General features: G+C 41.7%; 23 protein-coding genes, 2 tRNA genes and 1 riboswitch. Of the genes, 10 read left to right on the top strand and 15 right to left on the bottom strand.

Annotated features, from left to right (window positions below; translation table 11 throughout):
* Positions 1–50 precede the first annotated feature (50 nt).
* Positions 51–275, bottom strand: a riboswitch (cobalamin riboswitch).
* 113 nt (positions 276–388) lie between these two features.
* Positions 389–532 (top strand): hypothetical protein, encoded by a 144-nt coding sequence (locus CU053_RS03325; protein ID WP_158106966.1) that lies wholly within the window; start codon positions 389–391, stop codon positions 530–532.
* A 33-nt stretch (positions 533–565) separates the two neighbouring features.
* Here CU053_RS03325 and CU053_RS06555 read toward each other — a convergent pair whose 3' ends face one another.
* On the bottom strand, positions 566–1,684 hold the full coding sequence (locus CU053_RS06555; protein WP_100550734.1) for a multifunctional CCA tRNA nucleotidyl transferase/2'3'-cyclic phosphodiesterase/2'nucleotidase/phosphatase: 1,119 nt from the start codon (positions 1,682–1,684) through the stop codon (positions 566–568).
* 31 nt (positions 1,685–1,715) lie between these two features.
* On the opposite strand from CU053_RS06555, the gene msbA reads away from it, so the two are divergent.
* Together msbA and lpxK are read left to right on the top strand one after the other, a co-directional pair.
* Complete coding sequence (gene msbA / locus CU053_RS03335; RefSeq protein ID WP_100550735.1) at positions 1,716–3,536, top strand: lipid A export permease/ATP-binding protein MsbA; 1,821 nt, start codon at positions 1,716–1,718, stop codon at positions 3,534–3,536.
* 16 nt (positions 3,537–3,552) lie between these two features.
* A complete protein-coding gene (gene lpxK / locus CU053_RS03340) occupies positions 3,553–4,569 on the top strand; it encodes a tetraacyldisaccharide 4'-kinase (RefSeq protein WP_100550736.1) in 1,017 nt (338 codons plus the stop codon).
* A gap of 17 nt (positions 4,570–4,586) precedes the next feature.
* On the opposite strand, the gene CU053_RS03345 is transcribed toward lpxK, so the two are convergent.
* The 4 genes from CU053_RS03345 to CU053_RS03355 all read right to left on the bottom strand — a co-directional run bounded on the left by CU053_RS03345 (position 4,587) and on the right by CU053_RS03355 (position 7,645).
* Positions 4,587–5,126: a disulfide bond formation protein B gene (locus CU053_RS03345; protein WP_233263329.1), complete on the bottom strand. Its 540-nt coding sequence runs from the start codon at positions 5,124–5,126 to the stop codon at positions 4,587–4,589.
* Positions 5,127–5,183: 57 nt separating this feature from the next.
* The gene (locus CU053_RS06505; RefSeq protein WP_233263326.1) at positions 5,184–5,342 is read right to left on the bottom strand and encodes a DUF5993 family protein; all 159 of its coding nucleotides are present in this window, start codon (positions 5,340–5,342) and stop codon (positions 5,184–5,186) included.
* A 225-nt stretch (positions 5,343–5,567) separates the two neighbouring features.
* Entirely contained in the window at positions 5,568–6,428 is an 861-nt protein-coding gene (locus tag CU053_RS03350) for a universal stress protein (protein ID WP_100550737.1), read from the bottom strand.
* A 188-nt stretch (positions 6,429–6,616) separates the two neighbouring features.
* Complete coding sequence (locus CU053_RS03355; protein WP_100550738.1) at positions 6,617–7,645, bottom strand: FUSC family protein; 1,029 nt, start codon at positions 7,643–7,645, stop codon at positions 6,617–6,619.
* A 126-nt stretch (positions 7,646–7,771) separates the two neighbouring features.
* Between CU053_RS03355 and CU053_RS03360 the strand changes: the two genes are divergently transcribed.
* The 5 genes from CU053_RS03360 (at position 7,772) to CU053_RS03380 (ending at position 12,349) form a co-directional block, all read left to right on the top strand.
* A complete protein-coding gene (locus CU053_RS03360; protein ID WP_100550739.1) occupies positions 7,772–9,112 on the top strand; it encodes an SLC5/6 family protein in 1,341 nt (446 codons plus the stop codon).
* 65 nt (positions 9,113–9,177) lie between these two features.
* The gene (ispB, locus tag CU053_RS03365) at positions 9,178–10,149 is read left to right on the top strand and encodes an octaprenyl diphosphate synthase (protein WP_100550740.1); all 972 of its coding nucleotides are present in this window, start codon (positions 9,178–9,180) and stop codon (positions 10,147–10,149) included.
* 263 nt (positions 10,150–10,412) lie between these two features.
* On the top strand, positions 10,413–11,294 hold the full coding sequence (locus CU053_RS03370; RefSeq protein WP_233263327.1) for an LpxL/LpxP family acyltransferase: 882 nt from the start codon (positions 10,413–10,415) through the stop codon (positions 11,292–11,294).
* Positions 11,287–11,712, top strand: a complete 426-nt coding sequence (locus CU053_RS03375; RefSeq protein ID WP_100550742.1) for an acyl-CoA thioesterase — start codon at positions 11,287–11,289, stop codon at positions 11,710–11,712. Before CU053_RS03370 ends, CU053_RS03375 begins: the two co-directional genes overlap by 8 nt.
* Positions 11,705–12,349, top strand: coding sequence for an outer membrane lipoprotein carrier protein LolA (locus tag CU053_RS03380; RefSeq protein ID WP_100550743.1), 645 nt, complete (start codon positions 11,705–11,707; stop codon positions 12,347–12,349). Before CU053_RS03375 ends, CU053_RS03380 begins: the two co-directional genes overlap by 8 nt.
* A 114-nt stretch (positions 12,350–12,463) precedes the next feature.
* On the opposite strand, the gene CU053_RS03385 is transcribed toward CU053_RS03380, so the two are convergent.
* The 3 genes from CU053_RS03385 to CU053_RS03395 form a co-directional block, all read right to left on the bottom strand.
* The gene (locus tag CU053_RS03385; RefSeq protein WP_158106968.1) at positions 12,464–12,925 is read right to left on the bottom strand and encodes a LysM peptidoglycan-binding domain-containing protein; all 462 of its coding nucleotides are present in this window, start codon (positions 12,923–12,925) and stop codon (positions 12,464–12,466) included.
* Between the two features lie 34 nt (positions 12,926–12,959).
* Positions 12,960–13,036: transfer RNA gene (locus CU053_RS03390), tRNA-Pro, on the bottom strand.
* Between the two features lie 140 nt (positions 13,037–13,176).
* Positions 13,177–13,380 carry a cold-shock protein gene (locus tag CU053_RS03395; protein WP_100550745.1) on the bottom strand — a complete coding sequence of 68 codons (204 nt, stop codon included), beginning with the start codon at positions 13,378–13,380 and terminating at the stop codon, positions 13,177–13,179.
* A 594-nt stretch (positions 13,381–13,974) separates the two neighbouring features.
* On the opposite strand from CU053_RS03395, the gene CU053_RS03400 reads away from it, so the two are divergent.
* Positions 13,975–14,940, top strand: a complete 966-nt coding sequence (locus tag CU053_RS03400) for a KpsF/GutQ family sugar-phosphate isomerase (protein WP_325063827.1) — start codon at positions 13,975–13,977, stop codon at positions 14,938–14,940.
* Between the two features lie 10 nt (positions 14,941–14,950).
* On the opposite strand, the gene CU053_RS03405 is transcribed toward CU053_RS03400, so the two are convergent.
* Entirely contained in the window at positions 14,951–15,208 is a 258-nt protein-coding gene (locus tag CU053_RS03405) for a helix-turn-helix domain-containing protein (protein ID WP_158106969.1), read from the bottom strand.
* Positions 15,201–15,353 carry a hypothetical protein gene (locus CU053_RS03410; RefSeq protein WP_158106970.1) on the bottom strand — a complete coding sequence of 51 codons (153 nt, stop codon included), beginning with the start codon at positions 15,351–15,353 and terminating at the stop codon, positions 15,201–15,203. The genes CU053_RS03405 and CU053_RS03410 overlap by 8 nt, the downstream gene beginning before the upstream one ends.
* A gap of 37 nt (positions 15,354–15,390) precedes the next feature.
* Between CU053_RS03410 and uvrB the strand changes: the two genes are divergently transcribed.
* Positions 15,391–17,412 carry an excinuclease ABC subunit UvrB gene (uvrB, locus tag CU053_RS03415; RefSeq protein ID WP_100550748.1) on the top strand — a complete coding sequence of 674 codons (2,022 nt, stop codon included), beginning with the start codon at positions 15,391–15,393 and terminating at the stop codon, positions 17,410–17,412.
* Between the two features lie 159 nt (positions 17,413–17,571).
* Here the strand turns inward: uvrB and CU053_RS03420 are convergent.
* The 5 genes from CU053_RS03420 to CU053_RS03440 form a co-directional block, all read right to left on the bottom strand.
* A tRNA-Leu gene (locus CU053_RS03420) sits at positions 17,572–17,658 on the bottom strand.
* Between the two features lie 118 nt (positions 17,659–17,776).
* The gene (gene tgt, locus CU053_RS03425) at positions 17,777–18,895 is read right to left on the bottom strand and encodes a tRNA guanosine(34) transglycosylase Tgt (protein ID WP_199244196.1); all 1,119 of its coding nucleotides are present in this window, start codon (positions 18,893–18,895) and stop codon (positions 17,777–17,779) included.
* A gap of 44 nt (positions 18,896–18,939) precedes the next feature.
* Positions 18,940–19,125, bottom strand: a complete 186-nt coding sequence (locus CU053_RS03430) for an ArsC/Spx/MgsR family protein (protein ID WP_100550749.1) — start codon at positions 19,123–19,125, stop codon at positions 18,940–18,942.
* Complete coding sequence (locus CU053_RS03435) at positions 19,115–19,687, bottom strand: AAA family ATPase (protein ID WP_100550750.1); 573 nt, start codon at positions 19,685–19,687, stop codon at positions 19,115–19,117. Before CU053_RS03435 ends, CU053_RS03430 begins: the two co-directional genes overlap by 11 nt.
* Positions 19,684–20,415, bottom strand: a complete 732-nt coding sequence (locus CU053_RS03440) for a cyclase family protein (protein ID WP_199244197.1) — start codon at positions 20,413–20,415, stop codon at positions 19,684–19,686. The genes CU053_RS03435 and CU053_RS03440 overlap by 4 nt, the downstream gene beginning before the upstream one ends.
* Positions 20,416–20,467: the final 52 nt, after the last annotated feature.

The raw sequence follows: 20,467 nt of genomic DNA on the forward strand, positions 1-20,467 counted from the left end.
TCAATGAACATACATTGACTCATGTGCTCGCTTTGTTCCACGAAAGCTTTTCACACAGTCAACTAATGGCAGATATTCGGGCTTATGGACACATTTAACACCTACTGGATACTGCTTCCCAATTGTTTGTCAATCAGTGCGTTTCTTGGCTAAATATCATTAAGCTCAAGTGTATCGTTCGTTTCCAATTACCGCTGCGGACCAGCTCTGGATTTACACCAGATTCCCTCTTGCGTTGCATTTTGAGTAAAACATATCAGCTCTGACCATCTTTCCGTCCACCATCACCCTGCACGAAGCCGCAGGGGTCATTTGGAAACTGGATTCCCGCCTTCGCGCGCTTGACCCTCTAGAGTGGTCAAGCGGGAATGACAGTGGGATGAAAATCTTGTCTAAGCCAACAAATCTGACGGATTTCAGCCCATTTTTATTTGAACAAACGCAGGGGCGTATTGAACACACCATTAGGGCTGAAATCACCATCAAAGTCAGTGAAGCAAAACACAAACCATTAGCAAATTACAAGCGATAGTGTATACGTTTTTAAACTTGCTTAGCAAGTCATCTAGCTTAGGTTTTCTGCGATAGTATTTTTTATGATCATAAGCTGTTGCTGTTCAATCTTGTTTGCAATGGTTTTTTTATTACGAACATCATTAATCAACAAGGCATAGTCGTAGGTTATAAGCCTGTATTGAATGTTTTTAGCGCACTTAAGCGATGATAAAGATGCAGTATTTTCATGATAGATATATTGCAGGGCGGTAATAAATTGCTCAAACGCCCCATTGTCGCGTAGAGCATTGATTGCTTTTAACGCACTTAGGGTGTCTTTTTCTGGTTGGGTCCTGATGCTAGCAAAGAAATGGCGGTAGCGATAAACATTTAAACATAGTGTTTGCATGGCGCGAGGAACCTTAAGTTCATCCAGGGTGTTTGATAGGGCTTGCTCTGTTAAAAGATGGTTAAGGATAAGTGCTGATAAAACATTAACGTCTTGACAGCCACCCTGTTTTGCGTAGACAAGTGCCCGAAGATCGTCTTTATTGAGTGAGTTTAACGCTTTAAGGATATGTTGACAGGCATTAACTTGCTGCAAAGTGAAAATAAAAACCTCAGGATTTGGTGTTGCCAGAGATTTAACAAGCTCTTGGAAAATGCGTTCACTTGAAAGGCTTTCAAGCTCTTTATTTTCAACGATTTTCTGCATGAGTTTCAAAGTCTCTGTGGCAATAGTAAACCCCAGGTAATGGTATTTAGCAGCAAAACGAGCCACCCTTAATACACGCAAGGGATCTTCAGAAAAAGCATCACTCACATGGCGAAGTTTTCTAGCAATGATGTCTTTTTGTCCGTTAAAAGGATCGTGGAGTATGCCATTTTCGTCTATTGCCATGGCATTAATCGTTAAATCACGGCGTTTTAAATCAGCGACAAGACTGACATCGTCAGTGTTGAATTGAAACCCTTTATATCCTTTATCAATTTTGTCTTCAGTTCTTGCAAGTGCGTACTCTTCATAGGTTTTAGGATGTAAGAATACGGGGAATTTTTTACCGACTTGAATAAAGCCCTTTTCAAGCATTTCCTGTTCACTGCCATTGATCACAAGCCAGTCTTTATCCTCGATGTTTAAACCAAGCAGTTTGTCGCGTACAGCGCCGCCGACAAGATAGATTTCCATGTTTGTACCACGTTACCTGAGCTTATTCTTTATGTTACCAACAAATTTCGGTAAACTCTGTTTAATTTGTGATTTCCAAGATAAAAACAACATGCAAATTTCTGCTAATGCGCACAAGAAAACCTATAGTTTGTACAAAAGACTGCTCTGGGAAGTGCGCGCGCTGTGGCCATTATTACTCATTTCGGTGATTGGCAGCATTATATATTCCGCTTGTGATGCCTATGCCATGTATTTGATTAAGCCCTTATTAAATAAAGGATTCACCCCGACAGGGGGGGAATTCTTAAAAGGCATTGCGTTATTGTTTCTTGTGCTTTTTACCTTGCGTGGCGTGGGATCTTTTCTGTCATCATTTTTTATGGGGAAGCTCGGTGCGCAGGTGGTGTATCGCTTTCGTAAAAGAATGTTTGGCAAGTTTTTGGATCTTCCCGCACACTATTATGATAAAACGTCTTCGGGTAAGCTTTTGTCCAAGCTTTTGTACAACGTTGACCAGGTAACCAGTGCAACGGGTAACGCAATTATTACTGTGGTGCAAGATGGCACCTTTGTGATTGGTCTTATCATTGTGATGGTTGTAACCAGCTGGCAGTTATCGATTACCGTGATTGTGGTGGCGCCATTTTTAGCCATTTTTATTACATGGATCAGTAAGAAATTTCGCCACTACAGTCGCAACACCCAAGCTGCCATGGGCTCAGTGACGCACTTTGCCGAAGAAGCATTGATTAATTATAAGGAGATTCGCATTTTTGGTGGACAGAAATATCAACTACAGAAATTTGATCAAAACCTGACTTACACTTATCGCCAGCAAATTAAGACTCTTATGCTTGATGGTTTATCATCACCGATCATCCAGTTTATTGGTGCAATTGTAATTGCAGTAATTTTATTTATCGTCGCAACCTATGGTTTAAAGGAAGGTGGATGGCTTGATGCTGGTGGCTTTGTGGCGTTTTTTGCGTCGATGATGGCGATTTTAAAGCCGATTAAAAATTTAACGAATGTGAACTCAACCATCCAAAAGGCAATTGCGGCAACTGAAGATATTTTTGAAATTCTGGATGCACAATCCGAAGAGGATACTGGGATAAAAACACTGGAAAAAGTGAAGGGTCACGTTGAATTTAAAGGCGTTCATTTTCAGTACCCCGAAAGTAAACAGATGGTGCTAAAAGAGATTAATCTCACGGCTGAAGCTGGGCAAACCGTTGCGTTGGTTGGGCGCTCAGGAGGGGGTAAAACGACGATAGTGAATTTATTGGCACGTTTCTATCAACCAACCAGGGGGCGGATCCTGCTGGATGGCGAAAATACGCAGTCATTAACTTTGGCAAACTTGCGTAGTCATATTTCGTTAGTATCGCAACATGTTAATTTATTTGATGATACGCTTTTTCATAATATTGCTTATGGTCGCGAGGGTGAGGTTTCCGAGGAGGAAGTCATTCAAGCAGCGAAAGCGGCAAATGCGTGGGAGTTTATCGAAAAGCTTCCAAAAGGCTTATATACCGAGGTCGGGCAAAACGGCTTAAGCCTTTCAGGTGGGCAGCGTCAGCGTGTTGCCATCGCCAGAGCACTGTTGAAAAATGCGCCTGTGTTAATTTTAGATGAAGCAACGAGTGCGCTTGATAATGAGTCAGAACGTATTGTGCAGCAAGCACTTGAGAGACTCATGAAAAACCGCACGACTTTTGTGGTAGCGCACAGATTATCAACAGTTGAACATGCGGATCAAATTGTGGTCATGGACGGTGGCGAAATTGTTGAGATCGGCAATCATCAATCGCTTTTAGAAAATGAAAACGGCTTGTATTACCAGCTATATCATCAATCACTTCACTAGAACTTAAGTCATTTCGATGCAGAAAGATTGGTATCAAACACATAAAACCTGGCGTGCCATTTTGCTTATGCCATTGTCATGGGTGTTTTCGTTTAGCGCACACGAACGTAAACTTGTATTGCAACGGCACGCTTATAAAAGCATGCTTCCCATTATTGTGGTTGGTAACATCGCTGTTGGCGGCACGGGCAAAACTCCTGTTGTACAGGTTCTGTGTCAGTATTTGCAAAAAAAAGGCTATTATCCTGCGATAATCACGCGAGGATTTGGTGGCAAGGCTAAGCATTACCCATTTGCCATTAATGAGCAGTGCTCTCCTAAAGAGTGTGGTGATGAGCCATATATGCTAAGCAAGTTACTTCAAGGCATTCCAATCGTTGTTTCACCAAAACGAGTTGATTCAGTTAAGTGGATCGAAAGTCGATTGCCAAAGGTTAATGTCATTATCAGTGATGATGGGTTACAGCATTATGCTATGGCGCGTGATATTGAAATAGCCGTCGTTGACGGACAGCGTATGTTTGGTAATGGTTTGTGTTTGCCAGCAGGTCGCTTGCGTGAGCCTGTCAGACGCTTGAAAAAAGTGGATTTTGTAATCATTAATGGTGGTGCTAATAAACGCGATTGCGAGGGAATCACTGCATTTGGGATGGAGTTAAAAGCAGATGCTTTGGTTAATATCGCCACTGGAGAACCACATTCAATTGCTGCTTTTATCATGAAATACGGCAAGGCTTGCTATGCGATTGCAGGCATTGGTAATCCCGATCGTTTTTTTGAAAGCTTACGCAGATTGGGTTTTAACGAATTAAAGGCACATCCATTTGCCGACCATTATGCGTATAATCACAAGGACTTTGACTTTGTTACGCATGCAAATATGCCTGTAGTCATGACTCATAAGGATGCGGTTAAGTGTCAGTCGTTTGCAAAGGGTAACTGGTATTATCTGGCAGTTTTGCCAGCGATAGATAACGGTTTTTTTGAGGATGTTAGCGAAAGCCTGTCCTTGCTGGAAAAGGCAAAAAGGTGACTTAACAGAGAGTTGGGTTAGGGGTGATGCGCCAATTCAATATAACTCACAGGATTATCAGGGCACTCGCTAAAACCGCATTCAGCAAAGGTTGAAATGATATTGGCAGCGATCATGATCACAAGGATCAGAAATACCATGTGGCTAAACATGCGAATTTTCTCCGCTTTTGCCTCAGCAATTTCAGCTTTATTTTGTTGGGTTTCATACTGCTGGGTTATGCCAAGGACAAGTGCAATGTAGATAATCGCGACAACACACAGTATGAATACCCAGGTGTACATGTGTAGTCCAAAAATAGCAGAGCCGTATCCAAGAGGATCATTGATGTGTAACGCCATTTGGCGCATGGCAACGAAAGACGTTAAAACAGCCGAAAGCAGTGATAAACTATAATGCGCAGGGCGCACATGATAACGGATGTTTAATAAGAAGCCAAAGGCGATCCCTAATAAGCCCAGGCGCTGTAGCAAACACAGAGGGCAAGGGAGCTCATCCAATATAAATTGAAATAAAAATGCCATCAAAATAACGAGTGTGATGGCGAGGATTTCAATCGCATTAAATCATTTGACCAGGTTGTTGATTTGTGAAGCTTGCATGCTCAATTCTCCTTAGAAGTGTAAACCAAGGTGATCAGTAGCGTGATGTAAAAACACCAACCCCATCACAATTAAAAACAGGAAAAAAAGGGTAATTCCCGCCTTGCGATTAAACCAGGCCGTTAGTACGCTGATTAAGAGCAGCAAAAAGGTGAATAAGATTCCAGGCATATTGGTTACTCCATTAATTAAAAATAAACACCTTGCGAGTATAGCTTAAGTTTTGCTTGTAGTGTTCAGTTTGCATGAACGAAACAATGCCAGGTTTCTTTGTCATCATAGCAATTTAAGATAATATTACTCAAAGACCAATATCAAGAGCGAAGACATTAATTTGAGTGTTCAAAGTGGAAGAGCTTCCCAAAATTCCTATGGGGAGAGAGAACAGGAGATTGACTATAATTTTAACCTTTTAACCAAAACATCCTGTTTTGCGTGATGTAATACTGCGTTTGCGGTGGATCCCAGGAAAAATCGACCAAAGGCACCACGCTGGTGGCTTCCCATGATGATTAAGCCATAGCCATGAGAGTTTGCAGTTTCAGTAATTTCATCCGCGGCACTGCCAGATTGCAGATAACGCTGCCCCTTGAATTGATGTTTATTAGACCAGGTTTCAAGCGTTTGTTGCATATCTTCAGTCAGCTGTGTTTGCACCTCAGGGACAATCCCGTAGATTCCAGTCACGACGGTGGGGTCACCCTCAACGCAAATCGTAGAGACAGAAGCTGAGAAAGCATGTGCAACTTCCTGCGCTAACTGGGCAACTTCTGCACTATCATCTTCCAGATCAGTAGCAAGGAGAATCTTATTGTAGTGGGTGACCTGGTTAGGGACATTTCCACGGATACGAACCGTTAAAACATCACATTTAGACTTATGTAATACGCTGTTAGCCGTCGATCCTAGCAAAAGGTTTAACCCATGGCGTGCATGAGAGCCAATGATAATTAAGTCGCAGTCATGTTCTTCTGCATAGTGAGTGATTTCATAATTTGGATTGCCTTGGGCAATGTGAAATTCAGTACTGATGCCATCAAATTTCGGCTTTATTTCTCGCAGCTTTTGTCTGGCGTTTTCCTGCAAACTTTTTTGAAAATCCATTGCCGCGGGGACAAACTCCGCCGCATTATCAATAACCGTGATCACATCAAGTTTTAACTTTAATTTCTGAGCAACTGCCACTGCAGAGGCAATTACATGCTCAGTGTTCTCGTAAATATTGATGGCAACCAGTGCTTTTTTGTATGTCATCATTAAACTCCCTATTGTGTTTAGCCATGAGTGAAAATTCCACGAACCCAGTGTAACAATAGTTTCTGCGAACTGCTAGGGCGCATTTCAAATTTGTGGGCGCGGAATGACGATTAAGCGCCTAAAGTCACAAACGGTTTTAGACCATCATTTGGTGAGTTCTTAATGTTACATCCATCGGGCATAAACATTCACCTTTGCGCCGCTTCGATTAGTTGTAACGTATCTATTAATTTCTTAAATGAAAACATCAGCAAACTGGCGTGTCTAAGATCACTTTGAATATTCATCGATTGACTAAATTCTTTCAAAAAGTCATTTAACTGACCATAATCCGTGACGTATTCAGCATGGTCAAAGGTCTGACTTTTCAGGTTTAAGCTTAGTTTCATGGAAACTTCATTGATTTTATTGTACATCGAAACAAACGCAGGGTTTTCCGCGAATTTTTGCCGTTTTTGCGGATAAGCTTCGACATAATCATAAATCACACAGGTATAGCGATAAAATTGACGCAAATGGCGCGTGGTAGCTTTAAGCGCATCGATATCAATGTGCGTACTCTCGTGCATGATTTCTTTGTGCAGCACGATTTGTCTTGAGAAATGACCAAAGATTTCGACTAATATATCGCCGTAATCCCCACCTGCAAATAACCTCTGATTAAGTTTATGGATACAATTTATCGTATCAGCAAAGGATTGATAAATGCGCTTGTGCGCGTGAATAGGAAAGAAGTAGCGATTGACAATAATCGCTATGATTATTCCAACTAAAACTTCCAATGTACGATAACATGCGGTTTCAAGGCTCACATTGCTGCTAAATAAAATAATCGCCACGGTCACAGCGCCTAAAACCCCCGCATACGTATATTTGTTTGAGCTTGTTGCTGTAAAGACAGCCACGGCAATCAGACAAAATCCCAAAACAAGTTGCATCACCCAAAGTGTTGGGAAAATTAAGATAACAATAATTGAAGACCCTGCCCCTAGTAAAGTCCCTAAAAAACGCATCTTGGCTTTCTCAAGCGTACCCCCTAGATTGGGTTGGCTTGACATCACGACCAAAACAGTAATGACAATCCAATCATACATCTGCTCAATATCCAACCATTTGCCAAGAAGATGTCCAACGGCATAGGCAATCGCACTTGCCAAGACTGCTTTTAGCGCGTTGATTAGCGAATATCTTTTACTGTAAAGCATACTGGTGATCACGATAAATCTCCTGTCATTTCTACCAGCGTCAGTATAGCGCCAAATAGTGCACGGTTTTAGATGACAAGCAAAATGGTGTTGCTATTATAAGCCTGTTTTTTTAGCTTTTTAGTGACAGGAATTTATATGAAACCGATTTCTACCGTGCGCTTAGCTTTCTATTCGCTGATCATCGTTGCCGCAAGCATCGGCGCTTTTGTTTACTGGCAAATCAGCAGTTACCCAAAAGAGTTTAACAATATCGTTTTTGTATTTGCCTACGCACTTATGCTTATATTTGTCAGTATGCCACTTTTCCTTTCAGAGACCATCTCAGGGTTCTTAAGCAAAAAAACACTTACAGGCAGCTTACACTATGTTTCACGCTCTCGGCGTTTGCGCTTTATTGGTCTGTTATCGCTGACACTGGCTGCTTTACTGCTTATCCTTGTGAGTACACGAATGTCAACAATAAGCACAAGCCTTGTCTATACAAGTCTCTGGTACATAAGCCAATCTCCTGAAGAAACCCTTTTCCTTATTGATCATTTCACCCTTGTCATTAGCCTAATCTTAAGCTCGCTGATCGTTTTGGTCATTTGGCTTGCCCAAACCCGTCAGCGTTTTCTGAACTTGGCTTGTGCTTTTTCCACTTTGGGGCTTGCCTCTTTGGTTGGGCTGTTTATTGTGAATACCCTTAACATAGGGAGTGCAACCAGTCATTTTTTTACGCCAAATTTCCATTTACTCTCATTGATAGATGTCTGGGGAAGCGCCCTAAGTTTAGCCCTTTTCTCAGGTTTAATTGGGCTTGGAATTAACTCCGTTTTAGGGACGCATTTAAATGCTCAATGCCCGATTCGCCGCTTTAGCTCGATGTTTGCGATTGGCAGCATTCTTGCCGTGATCGTTATTATGCTTGTGCAAAGCTTGTATGTTAGCGGTGGTGGATCTACTTCAGAAGCCTTAGGTTTTCAGTATGCTTACACATTAAATCTATTGTCTTTTGGCGTGTTTTTCTTCTGTTTATTGACGGCAGCCATATTATTGTGCCAAACGTTCAAAGGCTTGGGCGCTTCAGCATCTACGCATAAATGGTATGTTTATCTGCCACTTTTTATTCTTCTTTTGGCAGCAGTAATACTATATCAACATGTTTTGGCAAAGACCGCACAGCAAATCATCCAAAGCGAACTCATTTTCAATTTAATTTTCGTGATTGCCTACATTGAGATACTTGCATTTGGCTGGATCTGTGATGCACAAAAATTAAGCTACCAGTTTCATAAAGCCACAAACATAAAACTTTCTGCCATTTACAACTTAAGCTTGCGCTTAATTGCTCCTGGCGCCATTTTAACTGCATTTATCCAAAAAATATTAAGCATTTGGTTAGGCGTTCATTGGATAACGATGGCTGGCATATTTCTGGTGTCACTTATTTTCACTGTGATACTTGGGAGTTTTTTACATCGTAGATTCCAGTAATGTCCTTGACGTGAAGCTATGCTCAGATTATTCTCAACCCTTCATGTAAGTTGTACACAAAAATAATGCTAAGCCTTAAACAAATCCAGCAATTATTAAATCATGACATTGAGCAGAATCATCAGGTCATCATTAACCAATTAAGCTCTGATGTCGTACTGATTAACCAGATTAGCCACTATATTATTCATAGTGGTGGCAAACGCCTGCGCCCACTTTTGTTAATGCTGGTTGCGCGTGCTTTGGCTTATAAAGGGCAAGCGCACACTAAAGCTGCGGCTATTATTGAGTTTATTCACACGGCAACACTTTTGCATGATGATGTTGTGGATGAATCAGCATTACGCCGCGGCAAAGACACAGCCAATAATGTCTTTGGTAATGCCGCCTCTGTATTAACGGGTGATTTTCTTTATTCACGTGCGTTTCAAATGATGGTCGAGCTTGATCAAATGAAAATCATGCAGATCCTGGCAAATGCCACGAATAAAATTGCTGAGGGTGAAGTTTTGCAGTTACTTAATTGTAATAACCCCGACATCACCGAAACGCAATATATGGAGGTTATCTATTGCAAAACCGCCAAACTATTCGAGGCAGCATGTGATGTTGCAAGCATCATTGCTGATGCGCCAACTTCAACTCAACATGCTTTACGGCAATATGGCATTCACCTTGGCAATGCCTTTCAGATTGCTGATGATGTGCTGGATTATACCGCGGATAGCAACACTCTAGGTAAAAACATCGGGGATGACTTGGCTGAGGGTAAGGTTACACTACCAGTCATCTATGCTTTACAAGGTTCACTTGACAAAGAGAAAGCGCTAATCCGTGAGGCAATAGAACAGGGACATCACCCTGAAATGGATAAAATCATTCAAATTATCAACCAAAGTGGTGCGATTGAATATGCCACCCAAAAAGCACAGCAATCCGCGAAACTTGCCATTGAGGCACTCATTGTTTTATCCGATTCAGTATATAAGGATGCCCTGATTTCACTTGCACATATCGCTGTTGAGAGAACGCATTAGCCATTATGTCTAAACTTTTACGTGAAAATTTCTGGCAAGCATTACCACTTAAAGCACTAAATGACGCTGAGTGGGAGGCGTTATGTCAGCGATGAAAGAGTCTCAAGTGGAAAATATTTACACTCGACTTTTTCGGTCGATGTTTTATTATATGCCTTGACCCCATTTAACACGCTCATCTAAAGTCCATGCCACAGGCGAATAATCATTACAAAGACACTTCCAAGACTCATTGGTCCAAATTACCCGAGAAGGGAAATCTCTTGGCACTTAAGATTATGCTGGCAGCTGTTAAATTAATTGGTAGACGCATTACTTACTGTTTGGCTTACCCTGTCATGGTGTACTTTTATTGTTTTAACAAAACAGCACGCCTGGCATCACAGCAATATTTTTTGAATCTTGCAACTTATGCCAGGCACCAGAATATTCATATCAAGGCTATGGCATTTCAGCAGTTTGTTGCTTTCGGTCATAACCTGGTCGATAAAGTCGCCGTGTGGAATCACCAGATAACACGAGAGCATCTTAATTTCCCAAATCGCCATGAACTCCTGCACTTAATCAATAGCAAACAAGGCTTTGTTATCTTTAGCGCTCACCTTGGCAATATCGAAATTATGCGCGCCATTGCTTCGTCTTCTCAAACCTGTAAAATCAACGCACTTATTTTCAATCAACACGCCCAGAAATTTAACGAGCTCCTAACTACACTTAACCCAGACTCTCAGCTTAATCTCATTCCTGTAGTGAATTTTGACCTAAGCATTGCAATGCAATTACAACATAAAATTGATCAGGGTGAGATCGTCATTATTGCCTGCGATCGCACCCCCACCAGTCGAAAGCAACACTTGGTTTCAGCTAGCTTTTTAGGCAAAAAAGCGCAATTTCCACAGGGCGGATTCCTACTTGCTCACCTTTTAAAAGCTCCTGTTTACACGATGTTATGCCTTAAAAATAAGCAAAAATATGACGTGATTTTCCGTCTATTTGCTACCCAACTGCACCTTTCAAGACAACAGCGTGAACAGGAACTGACCCAGTATGCCCAACAATACAGTGACTTTCTCGCCGAGTATTGTTTACAATATCCAACCCAGTGGTTTAATTTTTTTGATTTCTGGCGCAAATCTGATGAATAGCAAGACCGTTTCACATGTCAGTGAAATTACGATTCCATTTTATGATGTAGATAGCCTGCAGATCGCATGGCATGGTCATTATGTCAAATACTTTGAAATTGCTCGCTGTGAGCTTTTAGATAAAATTGGCTACGACTATTCTGCCATGGCAGAAAGCGGCTACATCTGGCCTGTGGTAGATCTGCACATTAAATACATTCAACCTGCGAGATTTGGGCAGTTGATTGAGATTCAGAGTTTGATTATTGAATACCAGAATCGCCTTAAGATCAGTTATGTGATCTATGACAAACTCACAAGGCAAAAACTCACCAAGGGACATACGACACAACTTGCTATTGCCCGAAATACTCAAGAGCTGCAGTTTGTTTCTCCATCGATATTAATTCATAAAATTGAGACCTTTAGCCATGATTAAAACCATTCAAAAATTACTATTCATCTGCTTTTTAAGCATCTATGTAACGTTGAATCTGGCTCACGCAGAAGCCTCTGATGACATTTTTAACCACCCATTGTCGGCAAAAAATCAGCTCGCTTTCGATAAAGTTCAACAAAAACAGGCTAAAATTGATCACGTGTGCGGGCAATTTATTCAAATACGTCATATGAAACTACTATCGAAACCCTTGAAATCCAGTGGAACATTTGAACTATCGAAAAAAAATGGACTAAAGTGGCTACAAGAAAAACCTTTCCAGTCAACTCTAATCGTCACCTCAGATAAAATTGAGCAATCGATAGAGGGTAAACCAGCGATTACCATTACCAAAAAAGAACAACCCATTGTCTTTTCGTTTACCACGGTATTTCTATCAATCTTTAAAGGTAATGCCGAAGCTTTAAAACAATATTTTTACATCTATTTTACGCAAAACAATGACTCCTGGCATATTGCTCTTAAGCCGCGAGGTTCACCACTTGACAAAGCAATTCAAAGCATTGAAATGACGGGAGAAAAATACGCCTCACGCATTCTGGTGAATGAAACGCAAGGCAATCAGATGTCGATTGAGTTTGATAATGTCAAGGAGCTCAACACAAAGCAAATCTAATCTAATCAGCATGCTTACGGTGCTGGAATTACAAACTAATGGCACTACAAGCTTTTGCGATACATTTGATGCCGCTGACTTTAGAAACGCGATTCTTGCGCGAAGGCATATAAACTAGCAATCACGCACCTTGGGAATAACTAACGTCTGTCCTGCTGCCAGGCGATTTGGATCAGTAATTTTATTGGCTTTTGCAAGACATACGATGCTGATCCTGTTTTTTCGCGCAATGCTATAAAGGCTATCACCAATCTCAATTTTGTAGGTTACCACTTCATTGGTGTTGTTTGTTGATGTATTTTCTGTTTGTGCAGGTAAAACGTCATTGTCTCCAGTCATCCCTTCTGCGGGTATTGCACGCTGAGCTTCCGTGACTACTGCGTCTGGCGTTTCTACCAAAGGCACCTTGACCTTGTTTTCATCCATGCTTCCATTATTCTCCCTCTTTTGCACATCAAACGCAGAAATATTTTGCGCTTGCGTATCTGACTCCACTGCTGGTTTAGGTTCGTTAAACTGTGCACAGCCTGTTAAAATAAATATTCCTGACAACATAAGACATAGCTTCTTCTTCATCATTTTCTCCTTCTAGTCGTGACGATAAACCGTATGGTCGGGACGGCGGGACTCGAACCCACGACCTTTAGCACCCCATGCTAACGCGCTACCAGACTGCGCTACGCCCCGTAAATGATAAAAAATTTACCTTTATTTTGTCATGCCTGCAACTAAAAATTTCTCCTCTTTACGGAGCAAACCCTCAAAGAAGAACACGGTTGAAGCAACGAAGGTATCACTCCCAGGATTGATCTTGGACCATTTTATTATCAGGCGATGCGAACATTAATGGCCTGCGGGCCACGGCGACGTTCTTCAACCTCAAATGAAACACGTTGATCGTTTGCCAGTGTTTGTAACCCATTTAATGCAGTTACGTGAACAAAAACCTCTGAACCACCATTATCAGGTTTGATAAAGCCAAAGCCTTTTGTTTCATTAAAAAATTTTACGGCACCTGTTTGCTGCGACATACTCTCTACTCTCTTACTTTATTTGAATTAAACTCCGTCGACTCCATGTGCTCTAAACGCGCTTGCCAACACATCTGTGGTGACCAAATCACACACCTATGCAAACAAAATCATTCAAAGACCATAAAAGTCGGCGCCAGTATAGCAAGACTGCATAAAAAGCAAATCTTTTTATCAGCAAGTTGTCACTTTATTGATCAGCGTAGTTATGCACCTTTGCGTTTTTCAACACCCTGCCTCACAAGCTCTGGGTGTGGGGCTGACGTGGTGTTTTCTAAACTACAGTGCGTAACTCCAGTCAATCAGAAACTGGAATGAAAGCTAGTCGGGGAAACTAAAGAGTCATACCTACATATACCACTCATAAACCATTTTACAGAGTTTCTTGCTTTGCATTTTGCGTGATTTTGGTAAGTTGAACTTTGACAATAGTCCCCACTATTCCCTGCAATTCACCTTACCAAAATCTTCACAAACTGCTTTGCAACTAAGCACCGCAAAATGATTTACGAGTGGTATAGAAATACTGCAAAACCGTTTGCAAGTGGTATACAATGCCCCCATTGAAAGGAGAGTGTTTTATCTATGTCTATGATCAGCCCATTTATTAGTGATGCAATAAAAACCATTAACTTAGAAATCGAAAGCCTGGAAAATCTTAAAAACTATATTGATCAAAGTTTTATTGCTGCCTGCGAGTTGATTCTCAAATGCCAAGGGCGAGTCATTATTATTGGCATGGGTAAATCAGGGCATATTGCCTCTAAGATTGCTGCCACGCTTGCAAGCACGGGGACGCCTGCATTTTTCGTGCATCCAGCGGAAGCAGGACATGGCGACTTTGGCATGATTACGCGCCAAGATATTGTCATCGCTATTTCTAACTCAGGATCAACCCCTGAATTAACGGCATTGATCCCTATGATCAAACGCCTTAATATTCCTTTGATTTCAATATCCAGCAAACCAGAATCGGCACTGGCACAAGCGGCCGATATTTCGTTGAATCTGGGTGTCACTAAAGAAGCTTGTCCGCACAATCTTGCCCCCACTTCAAGTACAACGACAACACTCGTGCTGGGGGATGCACTTGCCATCGCCCTTCTTAACGCCAAGAATTTTAGCGCAGAGGATTTCGCAAGCTCACACCCTAGTGGCGCGCTTGGCAAACGGTTACTCCTCAAGGTGTCTGATTTAATGAAAACAGGTCATGCACTCCCGATTGTAAGCTCAAAAAGCTCGTTGGAAGAGGCTATTTTAGAAATTAGCTCCAAGGGCTTAGGAATGTGCCTTGTTTCCGATGATCACAAAACGTTAAACGGTATTTTTACGGATGGTGACTTGCGCAGAGTATTTCAACAATCCTTGTATCACAAAGGCATGCCTATCGCTGAAGTCATGGGCAAAAAACCAAAAACCATCTCCGCTCAGTCCATGGCAATTGACGCATTAACCATCATGAACCAGCTAAAAATTACCACGCTTGCCGTCTTGAACGAACACAGTGAAATCTCTGGGATAATTCATATGCACGACCTCGTGCGCGAAGGAATTGCTTAAGCCACTGTATTTAGCTTGAAAAATCAAGCACATAAATACCATATTTTTTAATCTTTGACCTCAATGTCGCAGGGCTTATCCCCAATACTTCAGCGGTATTGTTAAGATGAAAACCCGTGTAAGCCAGCGTAGCTTCAATCAACCCTCGTTCGATTTCCTCCGTTACCAAGCTCATCATAAAACGCGGCTCATCTTGTGGATTTTTTCTTGCTTCCTCATAGCGCATTTCAGCAATGGCATAAATGAATCTTTCTATATTGCTACTCATGATTAATTTCCTTATATGCTTGTTCTTGTACCTTAAGCATAGAAGCTGTTTTAACCTGAGCATAAGGAAATAAGCAACTCAAGTCTGTGGCTATTGCTGAAATATTTGTAATCAAATCGCCATGTTTTTGTGACTCTGTTATCATAGACGCAGAGGCATCATGAGTAACTTTGAATTGAACTATGCGACTTGATAGACAAAATAACCCATTTCAGCTGGCGACAAATTACGCACCAGCAGGGGATCAGCCTGATGCTATTGCTTCGTTGACAAAAGGACTACATGACGGTCTCAGGCATCAGACACTTCTTGGTGTTACAGGCTCTGGCAAAACCTATACGATTGCCAACGTTATCCAAAATGTTCAGCGCCCCACCTTGATTTTGGCGCACAACAAAACGCTGGCCGCGCAACTTTACGCCGAGATGAAGCAGTTTTTCCCCAATAATGCTGTTGAATACTTCGTATCCTATTATGACTACTATCAACCTGAAGCCTATGTTGCCGCCTCTGACACTTATATTGAAAAAGATTCTTCCATTAATGAACATGTTGAACAAATGCGTCTTTCTGCGACCAAAGCCATTTTGGAACGAGAGGATGTCATCATTGTTGCCACAGTTTCTGCCATTTACGGATTGGGGGACCCTGAACAATACATGCAAATGCTCCTGCATTTAAAAGTTGGAGAGAAAATGGATCAACGAAGCATTTTGCGTAGGCTAAGTGACATGCAATACCAGCGCAACGACATGGATTTCTCACGAGGCACTTATCGCGTGCGCGGCGAAGTTATCGACATATTTCCTGCTGATTCAGACAAGGATGCCGTGAGAGTTGAGTTATTTGATGACGAAATTGAAAGCATTAAGCTCATTGACCCACTCACGGGTAAAATGACCTCAAGCACTTATCGTGCCACCATTTTCCCAAGCACACATTATGTCAGCTCCAAAGAACGTCAGCAAAGCATGGTTGAAGAAATCAAAGATGAACTGCGAGAGCGCATCCGTTACTTTCAAAAAGAAAATCGTCTACTAGAAGCCCAGCGCATTGAACAACGCACACTCTATGATATCGAGATGATTAATGAGCTAGGTTATTGCACAGGAATCGAGAACTATTCACGGCTGCTTTCTGCACGCGCCCCTGGCGAACCACCACCGACTTTATTAGATTATTTGCCTGAAAATGCTTTTATCGTGATCGATGAGTCGCATGTGACCATTCCGCAGTTTGGCGGAATGTACAAAGGAGATCGCTCACGCAAAGAAAACCTGGTCAATTATGGTTTTCGTCTGCCATCTGCCTTGGATAATCGCCCTTTAAAATTCCATGAATTTGAGGCGCTTATCTCACAGGCAATTTATGTCTCAGCAACCCCTGCCGAGTATGAGGCGAAACATCAACAAAACGTGGCTGAACAAGTGGTGCGTCCAACGGGATTATTAGATCCAATTGTTGAAGTAAGACCCGTAACTATTCAAGTTGATGATGCATTATCGGAGATCAACAAAGCTGTGAGCAAAGATGAACGTATACTCATCACTACCCTCACCAAGCGCATGGCTGAAGATTTAACCGATTACTTAGCTGAACATGGCGTCAATGTCCGTTATCTGCATGCTGATGTTGATACGGTCGAACGCGTGGAAATCATTCGCGATTTGCGTTTGGGCGTTTTTGATGTGCTTGTCGGAATCAATCTATTACGCGAAGGTTTAGATATGCCTGAGGTCAGCACGGTACTCATCTTTGATGCGGACAAAGAAGGATTTTTGCGCTCAGAGCGCTCTTTGATTCAAACTATTGGGCGAGCTGCTCGCCACATCAAGGGCAAAGCTATTCTTTATGCTGAGGTCATCACAGGATCAATGCAACGAGCCATGGATGAAACGTTGCGCCGACGCAACAAGCAACAAGTGTTTAACACCAAGCACGGTATCACCCCAGCCTCCATTAAAAAGAAGGTCGGCGACTTATTTGAGCTATCTCCCGAATTGAGTAAAAAAAGCGCGAAAAATAACGCCAGGAAAAAAGTTACTGATATTCAGGTCGATGAGATTTTGGGCGTCAAAGAAGCCATTAACCTGATAAAAAAACTCGAAAAAACCATGAAGGATCACGCCAGAAATCTTGAGTTTGAAGAGGCAGGACAAGTCCGAGATCAGATAAAAGTCATTAAAGAGAAATATCTGTTATAACTAGAGTGATACATGCTGATCAAAGTAGCTGGGGTTAACGCTGATTTCAAACACCTGATTACATCGGCTTGGATAATCTTTTGAGTATTGGGTATTGTATCCTTTTTTGTCTCTGCCGTATGTGAAACAATCAACTAAACAGGGATATATCCTATCTTTTGGTACCAGAGGCCGGACTCGAACCGGCACAGTGTCGCCACCGGTGGATTTTGAATCCACTGCGTCTACCAATTTCGCCACTCTGGCACAAAACTTGTGCAATTTAGTAAAATGAACTTCCTTGCAGCCGCAAGAACAGGTGCCATTCTAGCTAAAAGCATAATGATGTCAAACACTATTTTGGTCACTTTCAGCAAACGGTTTGCTAAAGTTTAAGCTTAGGAACTTCCTGACCAATATTACGATAAAACTCTTCTACAAAGCACTCAAATCTATCTTTATCTAAGGTGTTACGAATGTCCTTCATTAAACGCTGGTAGTACGTGATATTATGGATGGTGTTAAGGCGCGCACCCAGGCTTTCTTTTGTTTTGTCTAAATGATGCAAATAACTGCGGGAAAAATTTCTACATGTATAACAATCACAACTATCATCCAAGGGAGAGGTATCAGTTTTATACTGACTATTTCGAATTCTAATCACACCATTCTTAACAAATAAATGTCCGTTTCTGGCATTTCTTGACGGCATCACACAGTCGAACATATCAATTCCACGGCGCACGCCTTCGATAAGATCTTGTGGTTTCCCCACCCCCATTAGGTAGCGCGGTTTATCGTTTGGCATCTGATGCGCCAGATGATTTAAAATACGGATCATTTCCGATTTTGGTTCACCTACGGACAGTCCTCCAATTGCATAGCCATCAAATCCAATTTCTGTCAACGCTACCAATGATGCATCACGCAAATGCTCATACATTCCGCCTTGAATAATGCCAAATAAAGCAGCAGGATTATTGCCATGTGCAACTTTGCTTCTTAATGCCCAGCGCATGGAAAGCTCCATCGATTTTCTTGCTTCTGATTCCGTAGCAGGGTATGGGGTGCATTCATCAAAACACATGACAATATCAGAGCCTAAATCACGCTGAATTTGCATTGAAGTTTCTGGATCAAGAAATACTTTGGCACCGTCAAGTGGCGAGCGAAAGGTCACCCCTTCTTCAGTTAATTTTCTAAGCGCGCCGAGGCTAAACACCTGAAAGCCGCCAGAGTCTGTTAAGATCGGACCTTGCCATCGCATAAAATCATGCAGATCTCCGTGCATTTTAATGATTTCAGTCCCAGGTCTTAACCATAAATGGAACGTGTTTCCAAGCAGAATCTCAGCACCTGTTACTTTAATATCCTCAGGGGACAATGATTTTACTGCACCATATGTTCCTACTGGCATAAAAGCAGGAGTTTCAACGACACCACGCTCAAAATATAACTTACCTCGACGAGCCTTACTGCTTGTCTTTAGTAAAGTAAATTTCATTTTATTCACCATCATCAGAAACAAAGGGCATCATGGTAGACAATTCATTCTAAAATAGCAATCATCTCCTGAGGTGGGCGCGCAATCACAGCTTTTGTACTGCTTTCTAAAATAGGGCGCTGTACAAGCTTTGGCTCTTTATACGAAAGCTCAGCAATTTCATCGTCGGAAAGTATTGTCAGACCTTTGATATTTAACTTCTGATATGCTTCATCCGAGCTACGTGCCATAAGGTGTTTCTCTAATAAATTCACATCTCTGTGTAACCGTCAGCTCTTTTGGCACCATAATGATTTCAAAGCCAAATTCTTTATATACGTCCAAGTGAATTTGCTCAAAAATCAACGCGTCTTCATAGCTGATTTTGCGAGCATCAGTATGTTTGATAAAGCCCAGATTTTCGAAAAAGAATACCTTACTCTGGTAAACGCTGGTTTTGAGACAACGATTAATTTCATCAAGTAACACAGGAGAAGGTGTAAATGCGACATTTTTCCAATGAGATAAATATTTACCAAGAGCATAGGTACAAAAAGGTGAACGATCATAAAACTGCAGATCTCCGATGGCATTCATCTGCCTCTCTTTTTGCATACGTGTAATTTGATCTACAAAATCAGACTCTTCCCATGGCTTTTCTATGCCTTTAATTTGCTCTATGCTAATTACGTCCGTTGCAGCTTCATGAATAACAGCATACCCTAATTTTTCTAACTCTATGATCACAGAGGTTTTTCCACTGCCTGGAGTGCCTGTAAAGATGAAACGTTTAACTTGATTTAAATTATTCATAAGCCAACATCCATTTCAATCAAGCCAACTAATCTTACCGGCGCTTCTGTACCAGCTTTGATTTTGATGGGCAGGACCATAACAAAGCCGCAGGTAGGCGGCATACTATCCAAATTTGCTACATTTTCTATGATTATCTTTCCAGTGCCTAAAAAGGTTTTGTGAACTTTAAAGCCATCTTCCGGGCGATCAGGTGAAAGTGTATCAATGCCAATGGCGCTCACGCCTCGTTCAAGCAGGAGTTCTGCAGCTTCGGGGGATATAGATGGAAACACATGGTTATTATGGTATTTTGAAGGTGTGTTCCAGAATTTGTTCCAACCAGTTTTGACCATTACACATGAACCACCTGTGATCTTGCCATACTTGCTTTCAAAATCCGCCACATCTTGGGCACTCAAGGAATAGCGTTTATGGCATTTATCCGATACATCAACGACCAAACAAGGCATGATCAAATCATTTACATCAAAATCATGAATACACTTACCCCCAGCAATACAATGGCTTGGCGCGTCCATATGAGTACCGATTCCCGAATGCATTTTGATTTTCATGACACGGAATTTATCCTCGTCGTCACAATCAGAGTAATCTATGTGGAGCTCATGATTAAACCCGCACTCACCACTCCAGGTAGGGATAGTGTCATCAAGTGCGTGGGTTAGATCAATAAGTTTGTAGGGGAAAGTCATCAAACATCTCACATCAATTTCTTCGTAAACCATACCAGATCATCACATCTGTGACCAGTTTGAATCATAGGGGACCACTGTGATA

It is taken from the genome of Caedibacter taeniospiralis (genome assembly GCF_002803295.2).
GTDB classification, from domain to species: Bacteria; Pseudomonadota; Gammaproteobacteria; order Francisellales; family Francisellaceae; genus Caedibacter; species Caedibacter taeniospiralis.

Excerpts from the sequence above, each read along its gene's own strand:
- CU053_RS06555 (WP_100550734.1), bottom strand. The coding sequence starts at position 1,684 with ATGGAAATCTATCTTGTCGGCGGCGCTGTACGCGACAAACTGCTTGGT.
- msbA (WP_100550735.1), top strand. The coding sequence starts at position 1,716 with ATGTTACCAACAAATTTCGGTAAACTCTGTTTAATTTGTGATTTCCAA.
- lpxK (WP_100550736.1), top strand. The coding sequence starts at position 3,553 with ATGCAGAAAGATTGGTATCAAACACATAAAACCTGGCGTGCCATTTTG.
- CU053_RS06505 (WP_233263326.1), bottom strand. The coding sequence starts at position 5,342 with ATGCCTGGAATCTTATTCACCTTTTTGCTGCTCTTAATCAGCGTACTA.
- CU053_RS03350 (WP_100550737.1), bottom strand. The coding sequence starts at position 6,428 with ATGATGACATACAAAAAAGCACTGGTTGCCATCAATATTTACGAGAAC.
- CU053_RS03360 (WP_100550739.1), top strand. The coding sequence starts at position 7,772 with ATGAAACCGATTTCTACCGTGCGCTTAGCTTTCTATTCGCTGATCATC.
- ispB (WP_100550740.1), top strand. The coding sequence starts at position 9,178 with ATGCTAAGCCTTAAACAAATCCAGCAATTATTAAATCATGACATTGAG.
- CU053_RS03375 (WP_100550742.1), top strand. The coding sequence starts at position 11,287 with ATGAATAGCAAGACCGTTTCACATGTCAGTGAAATTACGATTCCATTT.
- CU053_RS03380 (WP_100550743.1), top strand. The coding sequence starts at position 11,705 with ATGATTAAAACCATTCAAAAATTACTATTCATCTGCTTTTTAAGCATC.
- CU053_RS03385 (WP_158106968.1), bottom strand. The coding sequence starts at position 12,925 with ATGAAGAAGAAGCTATGTCTTATGTTGTCAGGAATATTTATTTTAACA.
- CU053_RS03395 (WP_100550745.1), bottom strand. The coding sequence starts at position 13,380 with ATGTCGCAGCAAACAGGTGCCGTAAAATTTTTTAATGAAACAAAAGGC.
- CU053_RS03405 (WP_158106969.1), bottom strand. The coding sequence starts at position 15,208 with ATGAGTAGCAATATAGAAAGATTCATTTATGCCATTGCTGAAATGCGC.
- CU053_RS03410 (WP_158106970.1), bottom strand. The coding sequence starts at position 15,353 with ATGATAACAGAGTCACAAAAACATGGCGATTTGATTACAAATATTTCA.
- uvrB (WP_100550748.1), top strand. The coding sequence starts at position 15,391 with ATGCGACTTGATAGACAAAATAACCCATTTCAGCTGGCGACAAATTAC.
- tgt (WP_199244196.1), bottom strand. The coding sequence starts at position 18,895 with ATGAAATTTACTTTACTAAAGACAAGCAGTAAGGCTCGTCGAGGTAAG.
- CU053_RS03430 (WP_100550749.1), bottom strand. The coding sequence starts at position 19,125 with ATGGCACGTAGCTCGGATGAAGCATATCAGAAGTTAAATATCAAAGGT.
- CU053_RS03435 (WP_100550750.1), bottom strand. The coding sequence starts at position 19,687 with ATGAATAATTTAAATCAAGTTAAACGTTTCATCTTTACAGGCACTCCA.
- CU053_RS03440 (WP_199244197.1), bottom strand. The coding sequence starts at position 20,415 with ATGGTTTACGAAGAAATTGATGTGAGATGTTTGATGACTTTCCCCTAC.